We start from the raw sequence: 14216 nt of genomic DNA, 5'->3' as shown, positions 1-14216 counted from the left end.
GCTTAGCACTCGGAATGAGGGAGTGCCAAAGTCGGTTACACTGGTCATCGTTTACTGACATTCGGAGGTTTCGCGGTGCCCACCTACTCGTATGCCTGCACGGAGTGCGACAACAAGTTCGACATCGTCCAGTCCTTCTCCGACGACTCGCTGACCGAGTGCCCGCAGTGCGCAGGCCGCCTGCGCAAGCTGTTCAACTCGGTCGGCATCGTGTTCAAGGGCAGCGGTTTCTACCGCACGGACTCGCGTCCCGGCTCGTCCTCGGACACCTCGACGCCCTCGTCGGACAGCTCGTCGTCGTCGTCGAGCTCCTCGTCGTCGGACAGCTCGTCGAGCAGCTCCAAGTCGGACTCCGCAAGCTCGGCGTCGTCGACCAAGAGCGAGGCCAAGGCCGCGACCCCCGCCTGACCGGCGTCCCGCGACGACAACGTCATAAGCCGAACCCGGGCCGGTGTCCCCCGACACCGCCCGGGTTCCGCTGTACCCGGGTCAGCCGAGTCGGCGGAACCCGTCTCCGGGAGTGAGAGTCCAACCGACCGGGACATCGTGGTCACCGGACGGCAGTGAGTCGACGACCTCGTCGTCATAGACCACGCCGACGAGGTCGGCCGACAGACCGTGCAGGGTCCGGTCGTAGTATCCGGCGCCGCGTCCGAGCCGCACACCGCTCTTGTCGATCGCGAGCGCCGGAACCAGGATCACCGACGCCGCGCGGATCGCGGTCACCCCGACGCGGTCGGTGGTCGGTTCCAGAAGTCCCCAGCGTCCGGGAGCCAGCGAGTCCGGCCCCGTGTACGGCGCCCAGTCCATCGGTGCGGGGTCGCCGTCGGGGACCACCGGGACCAGAACCGACACGCCTCGGTCGACGAGCGCGTCGAGCATCGAATTCGAGCCGGGTTCGTTGCCGACGGGGACATGCGCGGCGACCGTGACGTCGTATTCGAGCCGGAAGGGGCAGGAATACATCCATTCGGCGAGGGCCGCGGCAGACCGGTCCCGCTCGTCGGCGGACCGACGCGATCGTCGATCCTCGATCTCTTGTCGCAGTTGCTGTTTCAGCGTTGTCAAGACCCGACCGTCCTTCGCGTCGTCTCGAGACCGGTGGCATGTGCGCCCCGGCCGGGACAGCCGGGACGCCCGCACTGTATCCGACCGTCGGAACGAGCGTGGTGAGGTCCCGGTCACCGCCGTCTGTCCGGCCGAGAACCGGCACCTGTCCTAGGGTGGATTCATGAGTGCGACGGATAAAGCTGGTTTCAGTGAGTACGAAGGTGTACCCAACACTCCGCCGATCCCGCGTACCGCGGTCGTCCCGGCAGCCGGGTTGGGCACGAGGTTCCTGCCGGCGACCAAGACGGTGCCCAAGGAGTTGCTGCCGGTGGTCGACACCCCCGGCATCGAGCTCGTCGCCGAAGAGGCCAAGGCGGCCGGCGCCGATCGTCTCCTGATCGTCACCTCCCCGGGCAAGGACGGCGTGGTCGCCCACTTCGTGGAGGACCTCGTACTCGAGAACACCCTCGCCACGCGTGGCAAGGAGTCGATGCTGGCCAAGGTGCGCAAGGCGCCCAACCTGCTCGAGGTCGCGTCGGTCGTGCAGGAGAAGCCGCTCGGCCTGGGGCACGCGGTCGGTTGCGTCGAGAGCTACCTCGACGACGACGAGGACGCCGTGGCAGTTCTGCTGCCCGACGATCTGGTGCTGCCCGGAGGTGTCCTGGAGGTCATGGCGCGCACCCGTCAGCGCCGGGGCGGCTCGGTGCTGTGTGCCATCGAGGTCCCCGAGGAGCGCATCAGCGCCTACGGCGTCTTCGACGTCGAGCCGCTTCCCGATGCCAACAACCCGAACGTCATGCGCCTCAAGGGCATGGTCGAGAAGCCCGAACCGCAGGATGCGCCGTCGAATCTGGCCGCCGCGGGTCGCTACATCCTCGACCGCAAGATCTTCGACGCGCTGCGCCGTATCGAACCCGGCGCCGGTGGCGAACTTCAGCTCACCGACGCCATCGCGCTTCTCATCGAGGAGGGCGAGCCGGTCCACGTCGTCGTCCACCACGGCACCCGACACGATCTCGGCAACCCCGGCGGGTATCTCAAGGCGGCCGTCGACTTCGCGCTCGACCGCGACGACTACGGTCCCGATCTGCGCGAATGGCTCGAGAAGCGTCTCGCCGACAGCTGATTCCGCACGGGCGATCACCGGTCGCATCCGCGCGCCTCGCACGCTGCCGCGGGCGCGCTCGATAACGTTCTCCTGTGTTGTATCGAGTGCACGACGTGCCGAGAGCTGTCGGCCGCACGTCCCGGTGCACTGACCGGTTGAGACGGGAAGAGCGGTGAGATGCGGTCTGTCGAAGATCATCTGACGCTGGTGACCGCGGCGGCAGTGGCGCCGCGTCCGGTGCGCGTCGCGATCTCCGAGGCGCAGGGCCTGATGTGCGCCGAGGAGGTCGTCACCGAGCACCCGATGCCCGGCTTCGACCAGGCCGCCATCGACGGCTACGCGGTACGCGCGGTCGACGTCGGTCTGGCCGGGGTGCTCGCGCCCGAGGACCTTGAGGACTTCGACGCCAACGGCGCCGAGCTCGTCGACCTCGAACCGGGCGAGCCGATGATCGTGTCCCTACCGGTGGTCGGCGAGGTCGGGCCGGGCTCGCGGACACCGACGCGGCTGCAACCGCGTCAGGCGGTGCGTGTCGAGACCGGGGCCCCGATGCCGACGCTCGCCGACGCCGTGGTCCCGTTGCGCTGGACCGACGGCGGCGACCAGAAGGTCAAGATCGGACACGGCGTCGAGAGCGGCAACTACGTCCGGCGGGTCGGCGACGACGTCCAGCCGGGCGATGTCGCGGTCCGCGCGGGCTCGATCATCGGCCCGGCCCAGGTCGGGCTGCTCGCCGCGGTCGGTCAGGCACGCGTGATGGTGCACCCGCGCCCGCGCCTGTCGGTCATCTCGGTGGGCAGTGAGCTCGTCGACATCGACCGCACACCCGGTCCCGGTCAGATCTACGACGTCAACAGCTACGCGCTGGCCGCTGCCGCCCGCGACGCCGGCGCCGACGTGAACCGCGTCGGCATCGCCGAGCGCGAGGCGTCGCGGATGCGGGAGGTCGTCGAGGCGCAGCTCATCCGCTCCGAGATCGTGGTCATCTGCGGTGCGGTGGGGGGAAGTGCGTCGACCGCTGTTGCCGACGCCCTCGCCGACCTCGGCGACCTGGAGATCGTGCGCGTGGCGATGCACCCCGGGTCGGTCCAGGGCTTCGGGCGCCTCGGACGCGACGAGGTGCCGACGTTCCTGCTCCCCGCCAACCCGGTGAGCGCTCTGGTGACCTTCGAGGTGATGGTCCGGCCGCTCATCCGGATCGCGCTGGGCAAACGGCAACCGATGCGGCGGATCATCAAGGCGCGCACCATCGGACCGATCGCGTCGGTGCGCGGCCGCAAGGGTTACCTGCGTGGGCAGCTGATGCGGGACGAACGGTCGGGGGACTACCTGGTGCAGGTGCTCGGCGCCTCACCGACCGGGTCGTCGCACCTGCTCGCCGAACTCGCCGAGGCGAACTGCCTGATCATGGTCGACCCCGATGTCGAGGAGATGGGCACGGGCGACGAGGTCGAAGTGGCGTTCCTCGCGCAGCGCGGGTGAGCTCACCCCCGCTGGTTGAGCCGGCACCGAGCGCAGCCGCCGGGCCGAGCAAGCGACGAAGGAGCGCGTCGAGGTCGAGGAGCCGAGTCGAAGCCACCCTCGTTCGAGATACAGGTCTCATGCCGACTCGGGTGTGACAGCGCATAAACTTCTTCTCGTGTTCAGGTGGTTGAGCGGCAGTCAGGGAAGTCCGGGATGGCCGGCCACCCTCGGGCCGCTGCGCACCCGGACCGGCACGGTCACCCTGCGGCCCGTGAAGGTGCGGGATGCCAGGACGTGGAGCGAGTTGCGGATCCGCAACCAGAACGCCCTGTTGCCCTGGGAACCGACGGGTGTCGGAAGCTGGGCTGAACGCCATCAGCCCGGGTCGTGGCCGCCGCTGTTCGCGGTGCTGAAGTCGGAGGCCAAACGAGGTGCGCTGCTCCCGTTCGTGATCGAACTCGACGGCCGCTACGTCGGGCAGCTGACGGTCGGCAACATCCAACGCGGCGCGGTGCGGACCGCGTGGATCGGCTACTGGGTCGACTCGGCCGTCGCCGGCAACGGCATCGCGACCGCCGCGGTGGCACTCGGGGTCGACCACTGCTTCGGGGCCGTCGGCCTGCACCGGCTCGACGCGACGGTCCAGCCCGCCAACGAGGCATCGCAGAAGGTGTTGACCAACATCGGATTCCGGCAAGAAGGTCTGCTGCAGCGGTACATGGACGTCAACAAACGCTGGCGTGACCACATGCTGTTCGCGCTCACGGCCGAGGAGGTCGTCGGCAGTGCCGCCGAGGCGCTCGTCCGGGCGGGTCGTGCGTCGTTCCACTGACCCTCCGCTGGCGATACGGCGGTCGCCCTGAGTTCGCGGCGGCGTCACCGCCCGGTTTCGACCGGGAAATCCCGTGCGCGCATTTCGGTTTCGATCGCGGCGCGCGTCCGGAGGTACGAACTCGTCCGTATCGAGTCGTCGGCGGTGTACAGCGACGGCATGAAGGTCGCACCTCGCTGATCACGATGTGCACCATCGGCTCCCGCCTGTAGCAGGGCGAGGCAGTGGTCGATGTTGAGTACGTCGGCCGCGGTGAACAGCGGTGTCCGGCCGGCCAGGGGCTGCACGGAGTCGAGGTCGGCGCCGCGGTCGATCAGCAGGCGCAACGCATCGTCGCGACGATGGCGCACCGCGGTGTGGACCACGTTGCCGCCGATCCGGTCGGATGCCTCGACCAGTCCCGCGTCGAACTCGATCAGGGTGCGGAAGGCAGCGAAACGGTCGAGCAACACGCTGTAGGCAACTGCGTTGTATCGGCCGGCGCCGGGGAGATGCGGGTCGGCGCCCGCCTGCAGCAATGCCGCCACCGCGCCCGGTGGTTCGAACTCCACTGCCCACTGCAGCGGCGCTATGTCCACGCGGCGCGGGTCGGTGTCCGGATCACCGCCGTGTTCGTGGAGGTCAGCGCCCTGTGCGAGAAGGGATTCGATCTGCGCCCGGTCGTCCCGCCGGGCGGCGTCGAGTAATCGAACGGTGGGGGCGGTGAAGTAGTCGGCCGCGTCCACGCGCGTCGAGACGACCTCGGCGATCCACCCGCACCCGGCGACCGCGCACGCCGACATCGCTGTCGCGAACAACGCAATCAGTCTTCTCATCCGCACCACGATCGTCCCTTCACGGCACTTGAACGATGTCCGATTTGTACGATAGTCCGCGCCGGCTCGCCGACGCATAGGCTCTTCGCATGACCGAGCACACCGACCATCTCGAGATCGTCGTCCGTGGCTCCGCCCGCGGGCGCTACCGGCCCGAACGCGGGATCATCCACCTCGCCGTGCGAGTGGAGGGTGCGGACAAGTCGGCCGTCTACACGCGGGCGGTCGAGGTCCACGCAGACCTGACGCGCGCGCTGACCGATCACGAGACGGCCGGCGCGGTGGCCGGCTGGTCCGCCGATTCGGTCCGGGTGTACTCGTACCGCCCGTACTCGGAGACCGGTGATCTACGAGACCCGGTCTACAACACGCGTATCCGCGTCGAAGCGGAGTTCGTCGACTTCGAGCGGCTGTCGGAGTTCATCGACGTCTGGGCGTCGGTCGACGCCGTCGAGATCGGTGACGTCGACTGGGACCTCCGCGCGGAGACCCGGCGGGACCGCGAACGGGAGCTGCGTCGTGCCGCGGTCGACGACGCGATCGTCAAGGCGCAGGCCTACTCCGACGCCGTGGGTCGAGGGCCGGTGGTTCCCGTCCTCCTGTCCGATCCGGACATGGCGCCGCGGGTGCCGCAGGCATCTCGTCGGGCCATGCCGATGGCGGTCGCGGCCGGCCCGCCCCCGCCGTCACTGGAACTGCGGACCGACGACATCGAGATCGGCGTCGCGGTCGACGCGCGCTTCCGCACGGCCTGACCCGCTTCTGCTGCCGGTGTTGCTGAGAGGCGCGTGTGAAACCACGCCGATTCGGTTGTCCCACGGCGCGTCTACCCGGGCGTGACTGCTCGCAGCCCTAGATTGTGGAGTGGCCTCGTGTGACCAGAGTGAATGAAGGGAGAGTCGCATGCCCAACTCCGTACTGTGGGTCTGTCTCGTCGCGGTCTGGCTCTTCGTGCTGGTCCCGATGGTCATCAAGGGACGCCCGCAGATCCTGAAGTCCACCGACGCGGCACGGAAGACGCGACTGCTGCATCGCGGAGGATCGCGTGCCACGACCGCGACGAAGAACCGCCGCCGGTCGTCGGCGCGTCACCCGCACGATCCGTCCTGGAAGTCCTCGCGCCGCAGCGCCACCGCGACGCTCGAGGCCGACGCCGACGCCGACGCCGAGAACGATGTCGACGCCGAGAAGGCCAAGCCTTCGACCCGACGTGCCGGCAGCGCGAAGGTCGAGAAGCCGACGGTGGAATCCGTGGATGGCGACACCGACTCCGAGACGGTGGACGCGGCTTCCGACGACGACTCCGTGAACGGTGACATCTCCGCCGACGCCGACGCGGACACCGACCGGGACCTCGATGCGGAGTCCGACGACGAGGCGACCGCGGACGCGGACAGCACCCCTGCCGCCGAGGTCGATGACACCGACGAGCTCGACAACGAGTACGAGGACGACTTCGCCGACGTCGACGGAGAAGTCGAGAACGGCGAGCTCGAGGACGCCGAATACGACGACGCCGAATACGAGGACGACTCCGAATACGAGGACGCGACAGACGAACTCGACGAGGACGAGTACGACGACTACGCCCGCGGGTCGCGTCGCACCGAATCGTCGTCGGCTCCCGTCGCGGAGTCCGAGGAGGATGACGTCGACGACGCCGCCGACACCGACTTCGACGAGGTGGCCGACAGCCGCCCGGCGGCGCGGACGGCGAGCAGCCGTCGGACGGGGCGCAGTGTCTACTCGTCGGAGAAGGAACGCGAGCTCAAATACCGGGAACGTCAACGGGTCACGGTGGGTCTGTTCGTGCTGACGCTGCTGTCGATCGTGGCCGGCGTCGTCGTCGGGACGCCCGGCTGGGTGGCCACCGGCGTCCTCGGCCTGCTACTGGTCGGCTACCTCGCCTACCTGCGGCGCGCGGTGAAGACGGAGCAGCAGATCCGGGCACAGCGACTCGCCCGTGCCAAGCGGTCGGCGCGCGCCGAGGAGGAGCGTCGTCGACGCGCCGCCGCGGTTCCGGAGTTCGCCGCCGCCCCGCCCCCTCCGCGACTTCGGCGACCCGGTGGCGCAACGGTTCTCGAGATCGACGACGAAGATCCTGTGTTCGATCACATCCCGCCGTTCCAGCGTCGACGGATGGACCGCGAGGACCTGCAGTACCGCCGCGTCGGCTGACTCGTCGAGAGCACTTCGGCAGCGGATCCGTTCAGCAGTGGGTGTCGCCCGGCGGCACCCACTGCTGACGCGTTCAGGGCCTACTTGGTGAGTGCCGGCTTGCCGTGCGCGTCGAGCCACGCCTGACCGGCTTTCGCGGCCCGGGACAGTGCGAAACGCTCGCCGAGGTAGGTGGCCGGCGCCCCGATCACGGGGATGTAGGCCAGCATGCGGAAGAACGCCATCGGCTGCGGACGCTTCTCGAACTCGTCGTCGACGGCGCGAAGCAACTTCGCCGCATCCCAGATCGCGGCGAACAGCGACTTCTCCCGCTCCTTGGGTTCGGACGGTAGGGATTTGCCGGACTCGGCGGTGACATCGGGGTTCGTGAGGTCCCGTTTGCACAGCACCGACGCCAGCAACTGCACCTGTCGCTTGCGATCGGTGACGTCGTACTCCCGGGCGATCGCGACCAGCACCATGGCCTGGTTGGCGAACCCGAGATAGGGCGTGATCGGCAGACGCTTCGCCCACACCCCGAAGACGCCCGGGAACGCCACGGCGCCGGTGTTCAGGGTGCCGATCCGGGTCACCCACCAGCTCGCGCGCTTGTGCATCGACCGCTCGGACCAGCCCTTCGTGCCGGGCCACTCCGCGACGTCGAGCAGCTTCGACGCAGCGTGCTGGGCCTGCTGCAGGCGCGAGTCGGAATGGTCGTCATCGTGGAAGGTGTGGCCCTTCAAGCCGAGCGGATCGCGCTCGGCGAGTGCATCGAGCACCGGGTTGATCACCCCCACGACATTGTCGAGAACACCGGCCAACTGCTGATCAGACATCTGAGGCACCCGACCAGCCTAGCCGTTTGGGAGTCGGCGGCCCCGGGCTGATAAAGTGGCTCGCGGTTGGTCGCAAGGCCTCCCGGGGCTATGGCGCAGTTGGTAGCGCGACTCGTTCGCATCGAGTAGGTCTGGGGTTCGATTCCCCATAGCTCCACCGCACGAGAGGCCCCGTACGCCCGAGTAGGTGTACGGGGCCTCTCGTTCTGACGCGCTGGTCGTCGAGCCAAGGCCAACAATCTGAGAGACTGGTGAACATGATCACCGCGATCCCGCTCGACGTCGATGCGATCGGTGCGGTGTGTGCGCGTTTCGGCGTTGCCAGGTTACGAGTCTTTGGTTCGGTACTCACCGAGAGTTTCGATCCCAGCAGCGACGTCGACTTTCTCGTGGAGTTCAGGGGGGATCGTGACAACGTCTTCCATGACTACTTCGACCTTGAGGCGGCGCTCGAACAGATCGTGGGGCGCGACGTCGACCTGGTGATGGCCAACGCGGTGAAGAATCCGTTCGTGGCGAAGTCGATACTCGACAATGCCGAAGATGTCTATGCGGCCTGAGAAGAATCGGGCTGCCTACATCTGGGAGGCACTAACCGCCGCACGAAACGTCCGGCTCATCGTGGCCGACGTGTCTTTGGACCAGTACATCGGTGACCTCCTGGTCGAGTCAGCGACGGAACGTCAGATCGAGATCGTCGGTGAAGCCCTTCGCGGTCTCAGACGTCGGGATGAGGTTCTTGCTAAGCGAATACCGCATGTACACAAGATCATCGGGATGCGAAACATCCTCGTTCACGGCTACGCGCAGGTTGACAGCTCGATCGTGTGGACGGCGGCAACCAAAGACGTATGCGCGCTCATACCGGTGCTGGAGCGCCTTCTCGCCGAGTTCGACCGTGAAGCCGGCGACGTTCGAGGTGAGAGCCACGCGTAGGGTCCGCACTCTTGCCCGCAGTCGGTAGCGCGACACGTTCGCATCGAGTAGGTCTGGGGTTCGATTCCCCATAGCTCCACCGACAACCCGTTCCGGCGCTCGCCGGGGCGGGTTTTCTCGTAGTCCATCCACTCGCTAACGGCCGCATCACCGCGGGCGTCGTTGTAGATTTCGCGCATGACCGCCGCGATGCTGACGTTCGCCGGAACGCTGCTCGTCGCGATGATCGGCGCGGTCATCGCGCGGCTCGACGCCAACGACCGGCACCAGAAGCTGTCGCAGAAGGTCGACATCCTGGCGAAGCTGCCGCACGACTCGGCGGCACATGCGCGGATGAGCGGAATCGTCCTCGACGCCATCGACGAACTCGCGGAGTACGAACACCGGCGGCGGAGCGCGGTCTTCCAGCGGCGGGCACTCACCATGGCGTTACTGGCCTGGCTCGTGGTGGTCGGCCTGCGCATCGCGGCCGAGCAATTCGACGTCGGGCACTACGAGCAGATCATGCACTACGTCGCGGTCACGCTTCTCGTGCTGGGATTCGTCCTAGTCTTCGCCTCGGTGGTGGCCACCATCCGCGACATCCGGCACCGTCACGACGAGGAAGCCGCGTCCAACTGACGACGTTCCGCTCCCGGAAGCCGAGGTCTGTCGCGCTGGGATCTGCCATTTCACAGTGGGTCCTGTGAAACACACATCGTGCCCTGAGACGGTTTGTTAGTTTCCGTCCATGAGATCGCCGAGGATCGTGTGGGGCCTGGTCGTCGCCGTGATCGGGGTGCTGGTCGTGACCGTGGCACCGGCGCGCGCCGACCCGCTGCCCGTCACCTACAACTTCCTGGCCGGGATACCGAACGAGCTCGCGAACCCCGGGGATTCGCTTCCGGGGTCGAACGACTGGAACTGCAAGCCTTCGGCGCGTCATCCCAACCCGGTCATCCTCGTGCACGGGACCGGCGGATCGCAGCAGACCAACTGGGGCACCTACGTCCCCCTGCTGAAGAACGAGGGTTACTGCGTGTTCGCGTTGACCTACGGCGCGGTGAAGGGAACCCCGTGGCCGATCAGCGCGATCGGCGGCATGGGTGAGATGTCCGCCAGCGCAGCCCAGTTCGGTGCATTCGTGGACAAGGTCCGCCGGACGACCGGCGCGTCCAAGGTCGACATCGTGGGCCACTCCCAGGGGACGGTGGTGCCCGCGTACTACGCGAAGTACCTCGGCGGACGGGACGCCATCGACAACTATGTGTCGCTGGCGCCGGCGTGGCGGGGCTCCGGGGTCGGCGGGAACGACGTGATCATGCCGATCGTCCGGTCTCTCGGGTTGCGGCCCGAGCAGGTGCCGTTCTGTCAGGCCTGCGCCCAGCTCGATCCCGGCGCGGCGGTGCTGCGCAAGATCGCCGCCGGGGGCTACTACCTGCCGTCGATCCGGTACACCAATATCGCCACCCGCTACGACGAGCTCGTGGTGCCGTACACGCTGGGATTGCCACCGGGCGGATCGAACGTGCGCAACATCGTTGTGCAGGACGGGTGTTCGGTCGACTACACCGAGCATGCCGGGATCGCCGGGTCGCGTCGCGCGGCGTTCTTCGTGCTCAACGCGCTCGACCCGGCGAATCCACGACCGGTTCCGTGCGATCGCGCCGCACCCATCACCGGGAGCCCGTTCTGAACGTGAGCAGGCGACGTCTCGGTGGTGGCCGTCGGCGGGTGCGGGCCGGCGTCGTGGCCATGTCGTGCGCCGCGATGCTGCTCGCGATCTGCGGCCTCGGCGGTGTCGGAACCGCCTCGGCATCCGTTCCGCCGCTCGGCCCCGCCTTCGAATTCGGTGTCGCCCAGTCCGGTTTCCAGTCCGAGGGGTACAACCGTGACTCGAACTGGGTCCGTTACGGGAACCAGGGCCGGGTCGCCCATCGTGTCGGCAACGCTGTCGACTTCTACCACCGATACGCCGAGGACATCGCCCGCGCGAAAAGTCTCGGCGTCGGCATCTATCGAACGTCGGTCGAATGGTCGCGGGTGGAACCATCGCGCGGCCGGGACGACCCGGCCGGGTGGGCGTTCTACGACCGGGTGATCCGGGCGGTCGTCGATGCCGGGATGCGACCCATGATCACCCTCAACCACTGGGTGCACCCGGGCTGGGCGGTCGACCTCGGCGGTTGGAACCGTCCGCAGATGTCCGCGGACCTCGTGCGTTTCGCCGAGCGGGTGGTCGACCGGTACTCCTGGGCCGACCCGTTGTGGATCACCTTCAACGAACCCACCGAATACGTTCGGCGCGAACTGATGTACGGGGGAGTGGCACCGCAGAACGCGGGGCTCATGGCCGACGGGATCGTCGCCGCGCACCGGGCGGTCCACCGATACATCCACCGCGTGCAGCCGGGCGCCCAGGTGTCGTCGAACATGGCGTACTACCCGATCGCCGGCCTGCAGACATGGCTGGAATCGGTCTTCCCGCAGCGAATGCGCGACACGCTCGACTTCGTGGGCGTCGACCACTACTACTCGTTCTCGGTCACCGACGCCTCCGTCGCCAACGGTGCCTCCGGTGAGTTCTGGAAGGGCTCGCAGGCACCGGAGAGCATCTACTACGTGCTACGTCATGTCGCGCAACAGTTCCCGGGTAAGCAGATCCGGGTGATCGAGAACGGACTGGCCACCGACCCGCAGGGCCGGCGGCCCGACGGTTACCGCCGGGCCGATCACCTTCGCGACACCGTCTACTGGTTGCAGCGCGCCCGACAGGACGGCATCGACGTGGCGTCCTACAACTACTGGAGTCTCACCGACAACTACGAATGGGGCGACTTCGATTCGCGCTTCGGCCTGTACACCGTCGATGCGGAGCGTGACCCGACTCTGACCCGTCACCCGACCGATGCAGTCGCCGCCTACCGTGAGATCACTCGCGACAACGGCGTTCGCCCGGGGTACCGCCCGACGCGGATGCCGGTGACGTGTTCGCTCGTGGCGGTGCCGGACAGTTGCGCGAATCCGGCTGTCGTGCGGTGACTTTCTCGCCGTCACTCACGCGACGCCGAGGGCCCGCAGGCCGGCGGCGGTGGCCGCGGCGAGGATGACCACGACCGCGAGGGGTGCCCTCAACAGCGCCGCGATCACCCCGACCGTCACGCCGGCGGGCCGCGCCCAGCCGGCGAAGTCGTGGTCGATGAAGAACGCGCCGGTCAGCGCGACGGCGACGAGCAGGACAACGGTCGCCCGATCCATCAGCTTCTCGACCCCGTCCGAGACCGAGATGCGGTTTCGCAGAACGGGTCCGGCGGCGCGCATCGCATAGGTGCCGAGCGCGAGAACCGTGATGCCGACGGCGAGGGAGATGCCGGTGCTCATCGACAGCCCGGAGCGCTGTTGTGCTGGAGCGCCTCTCGCGACGATGCGGTCTCGTTCACGGTGTCCGTCCTCGTGCCGGGTAGGGCCGGTGCGCTCGGTGGGGTCCGCCGAATCCGGCGGAGTGACTCCACGGCGGCGAAGCCCACAAGCGCTCCCATGATGGGCAACCCGGCCGGTAGGAACGGCGTCGAGGCCACGGCCACCGCCGCGCCGACGGTCACGGCCGCCCAGGTGGCGCCGTCGCGCAGGGCCGGGATGGCCAGCGCGGCGAGCAGAGCGGGGAAGGCAGCGTCCAGCCCGAGGCTCGCGGGATCGGCGACCACACCGCCGAGCGTGGCACCCAGTGCTGCGCCGACGGGCCACGAGACCAGAACGCCGAGTCCGCACAACAGGAAAGCGGCCCGTGCCCGACGCGGGTCGGATTCGGCGGTCGCCAACGCGGCCGTCTCGTCGTTGATGAGGTGGGCGCCGAGGACGATCTCGGGGGTGCCGCGCAGGTGCTTCCCGACGGCGAGGCCGTACCCGAAGTTGCGGGTGTTGACCAACAAACCCGCCAGTGCGGCGAGGATCGGCGCGCCGCCAGCGGCCAGGATGCCGACGAAGACGAACTCCGACGATCCGGCGAGGACGACCGTGGCGATCACAACGATCTGCCAGAGGGCGAGACCCGCGCCGTGCGCGGCCACCCCGTACGACGTCCCGATGACCAGAACGGACAGGGACATCACCACGACGGCGCGCAAAGTCGCCGTGTCGAGTGTTCTCCAAGCCGAACGCATGACTATCATAGTGAACAAGAGAAGTGTGTTCGTCAAGATGGACGATCGGACGGTTTGATGAACGAGGCTCGGTCGGTGAACCCCAAAGAGCTGGTCGCCGCGTCGTTGAAGAGGGAACGCACACGAGCGGGTCTGTCGCTGACCGAGCTCGCGCGTCGTGCCGGGATCGGGAAGTCGACGTTGTCCCAGCTCGAATCGGGGGAGGGGAACCCCAGTGTCGAGACGCTGTGGGCGCTCTCCACGGCGCTCGGTGTGCAGTTCTCGGCGTTGCTGGACTCGCCCACGCCAACCGTCGAGGTCATCCGGTTCGGTGAGGGGCCCGTGATCCCCGCCGCGGACGCCGACTACTCGGCAACCCTGTTGTCCACCGCGTCGCCGGGGTCGCGGCGCGACATGTATGTCATCCGCGCCGAACCGGGCAAGCCGAGGGTGTCGGCACCACATGCGCGCGGGATCATCGAACACGTCGTGATCAGTTGCGGCCGAGCGCGTCTCGGACCCACCGAGGCCACCGAGGTGCTGTCGGCCGGTGACTACATCTCGTACCCCGGCGATGTCGAGCACGTCTTCGACGCGCTCGAGCCCGGCACTGTCGCCGTGATGCTCAGCGAGGCGTTCTGAGGTTGCGGGACACAACCTTTCAAGTTCGTGCAGGCCCGGGAAGCGCCGGTGAAAACCGCCCTCGGGCGGCGCAGCGTCGACCGCCTGCCCTCGTGAGCACCGTCCTGGGCGGTCTTCGGTCGGATTATCGACGACCCTGCCGGTGTGGGCGAAACGCGACGTGCATCACAGCGATTCGCGGTATCGATCACCGACGCGTACTGTTGCCAGAAGTGATGCGCCCGTACAGGCCGCGTCTAGCGTCGTAGAACGCCTCTC

The 14216-nt window shown here is 67.9% G+C and carries 17 protein-coding genes and 1 tRNA gene; 13 read left to right on the top strand and 5 right to left on the bottom strand.

Annotated features, from left to right (window positions below):
- The first annotated feature begins 75 nt into the window (after nucleotides 1-75).
- Entirely contained in the window at nucleotides 76-408 is a 333-nt protein-coding gene (locus A9310_RS25055; RefSeq protein WP_083207307.1) for an FmdB family zinc ribbon protein, read from the top strand.
- 81 nt (nucleotides 409-489) lie between these two features.
- On the opposite strand, the gene A9310_RS08520 is transcribed toward A9310_RS25055, so the two are convergent.
- Nucleotides 490-1068 carry a 5-formyltetrahydrofolate cyclo-ligase gene (locus A9310_RS08520; protein ID WP_058251486.1) on the bottom strand — a complete coding sequence of 193 codons (579 nt, stop codon included), beginning with the start codon at nucleotides 1066-1068 and terminating at the stop codon, nucleotides 490-492.
- Between the two features lie 163 nt (nucleotides 1069-1231).
- On the opposite strand from A9310_RS08520, the gene A9310_RS08515 reads away from it, so the two are divergent.
- The 3 genes from A9310_RS08515 (at nucleotide 1232) to A9310_RS08505 (ending at nucleotide 4454) form a co-directional block, all read left to right on the top strand.
- Nucleotides 1232-2176 (top strand): UTP--glucose-1-phosphate uridylyltransferase, encoded by a 945-nt coding sequence (locus A9310_RS08515; RefSeq protein ID WP_065630200.1) that lies wholly within the window; start codon nucleotides 1232-1234, stop codon nucleotides 2174-2176.
- A gap of 159 nt (nucleotides 2177-2335) precedes the next feature.
- Nucleotides 2336-3640, top strand: a complete 1305-nt coding sequence (gene glp / locus A9310_RS08510; protein WP_058251484.1) for a gephyrin-like molybdotransferase Glp — start codon at nucleotides 2336-2338, stop codon at nucleotides 3638-3640.
- A 157-nt stretch (nucleotides 3641-3797) separates the two neighbouring features.
- Nucleotides 3798-4454 (top strand): GNAT family N-acetyltransferase, encoded by a 657-nt coding sequence (locus A9310_RS08505; RefSeq protein WP_065630199.1) that lies wholly within the window; start codon nucleotides 3798-3800, stop codon nucleotides 4452-4454.
- A gap of 44 nt (nucleotides 4455-4498) precedes the next feature.
- Here the strand turns inward: A9310_RS08505 and A9310_RS08500 are convergent, their stop codons facing one another.
- Nucleotides 4499-5269, bottom strand: coding sequence for an ankyrin repeat domain-containing protein (locus tag A9310_RS08500; RefSeq protein ID WP_065630198.1), 771 nt, complete (start codon nucleotides 5267-5269; stop codon nucleotides 4499-4501).
- Nucleotides 5270-5358: 89 nt separating this feature from the next.
- Between A9310_RS08500 and A9310_RS08495 the strand changes: the two genes are divergently transcribed.
- Entirely contained in the window at nucleotides 5359-6024 is a 666-nt protein-coding gene (locus tag A9310_RS08495) for an SIMPL domain-containing protein (protein ID WP_065630197.1), read from the top strand.
- 148 nt (nucleotides 6025-6172) lie between these two features.
- On the top strand, nucleotides 6173-7447 hold the full coding sequence (glpR, locus tag A9310_RS08490; RefSeq protein ID WP_065630196.1) for a gephyrin-like molybdotransferase receptor GlpR: 1275 nt from the start codon (nucleotides 6173-6175) through the stop codon (nucleotides 7445-7447).
- 80 nt (nucleotides 7448-7527) lie between these two features.
- Here the strand turns inward: glpR and A9310_RS08485 are convergent, their stop codons facing one another.
- Nucleotides 7528-8271 (bottom strand): hypothetical protein, encoded by a 744-nt coding sequence (locus tag A9310_RS08485; RefSeq protein WP_065630195.1) that lies wholly within the window; start codon nucleotides 8269-8271, stop codon nucleotides 7528-7530.
- 75 nt (nucleotides 8272-8346) lie between these two features.
- Between A9310_RS08485 and A9310_RS08480 the strand changes: the two genes are divergently transcribed.
- The 6 genes from A9310_RS08480 to A9310_RS08450 all read left to right on the top strand — a co-directional run bounded on the left by A9310_RS08480 (nucleotide 8347) and on the right by A9310_RS08450 (nucleotide 12219).
- Nucleotides 8347-8419: transfer RNA gene (locus tag A9310_RS08480), tRNA-Ala, on the top strand.
- 100 nt (nucleotides 8420-8519) lie between these two features.
- On the top strand, nucleotides 8520-8822 hold the full coding sequence (locus A9310_RS08475) for a nucleotidyltransferase family protein (RefSeq protein WP_065630245.1): 303 nt from the start codon (nucleotides 8520-8522) through the stop codon (nucleotides 8820-8822).
- A complete protein-coding gene (locus A9310_RS08470) occupies nucleotides 8797-9198 on the top strand; it encodes a HepT-like ribonuclease domain-containing protein (protein ID WP_083207306.1) in 402 nt (133 codons plus the stop codon). Before A9310_RS08475 ends, A9310_RS08470 begins: the two co-directional genes overlap by 26 nt.
- Before the next feature lie 177 nt (nucleotides 9199-9375).
- Complete coding sequence (locus A9310_RS08460) at nucleotides 9376-9819, top strand: hypothetical protein (protein ID WP_065630194.1); 444 nt, start codon at nucleotides 9376-9378, stop codon at nucleotides 9817-9819.
- A 109-nt stretch (nucleotides 9820-9928) separates the two neighbouring features.
- Nucleotides 9929-10873: a triacylglycerol lipase gene (locus tag A9310_RS08455; protein WP_065630193.1), complete on the top strand. Its 945-nt coding sequence runs from the start codon at nucleotides 9929-9931 to the stop codon at nucleotides 10871-10873.
- Nucleotides 10874-10932: 59 nt separating this feature from the next.
- On the top strand, nucleotides 10933-12219 hold the full coding sequence (locus tag A9310_RS08450; protein ID WP_065630243.1) for a family 1 glycosylhydrolase: 1287 nt from the start codon (nucleotides 10933-10935) through the stop codon (nucleotides 12217-12219).
- Nucleotides 12220-12234: 15 nt separating this feature from the next.
- Here A9310_RS08450 and A9310_RS08445 read toward each other — a convergent pair whose 3' ends face one another.
- Both A9310_RS08445 and A9310_RS08440 read right to left on the bottom strand, forming a co-directional pair.
- The gene (locus A9310_RS08445) at nucleotides 12235-12558 is read right to left on the bottom strand and encodes an AzlD domain-containing protein (RefSeq protein WP_065630192.1); all 324 of its coding nucleotides are present in this window, start codon (nucleotides 12556-12558) and stop codon (nucleotides 12235-12237) included.
- Nucleotides 12555-13337, bottom strand: a complete 783-nt coding sequence (locus A9310_RS08440) for an AzlC family ABC transporter permease (protein ID WP_065630191.1) — start codon at nucleotides 13335-13337, stop codon at nucleotides 12555-12557. Before A9310_RS08440 ends, A9310_RS08445 begins: the two co-directional genes overlap by 4 nt.
- A gap of 57 nt (nucleotides 13338-13394) precedes the next feature.
- On the opposite strand from A9310_RS08440, the gene A9310_RS08435 reads away from it, so the two are divergent.
- Nucleotides 13395-13958: a helix-turn-helix domain-containing protein gene (locus tag A9310_RS08435; protein ID WP_065630190.1), complete on the top strand. Its 564-nt coding sequence runs from the start codon at nucleotides 13395-13397 to the stop codon at nucleotides 13956-13958.
- The last annotated feature ends 258 nt before the right edge of the window (nucleotides 13959-14216 follow it).

The sequence above is a fragment of the Gordonia sp. UCD-TK1 genome (assembly GCF_001691435.1).
In the GTDB taxonomy this organism is placed as follows: domain Bacteria; phylum Actinomycetota; class Actinomycetes; order Mycobacteriales; family Mycobacteriaceae; genus Gordonia; species Gordonia hongkongensis.
The sequence above is the reverse complement of the archived record's forward strand: the minus strand, read 5'-3'. Positions and strand labels throughout refer to the sequence as shown.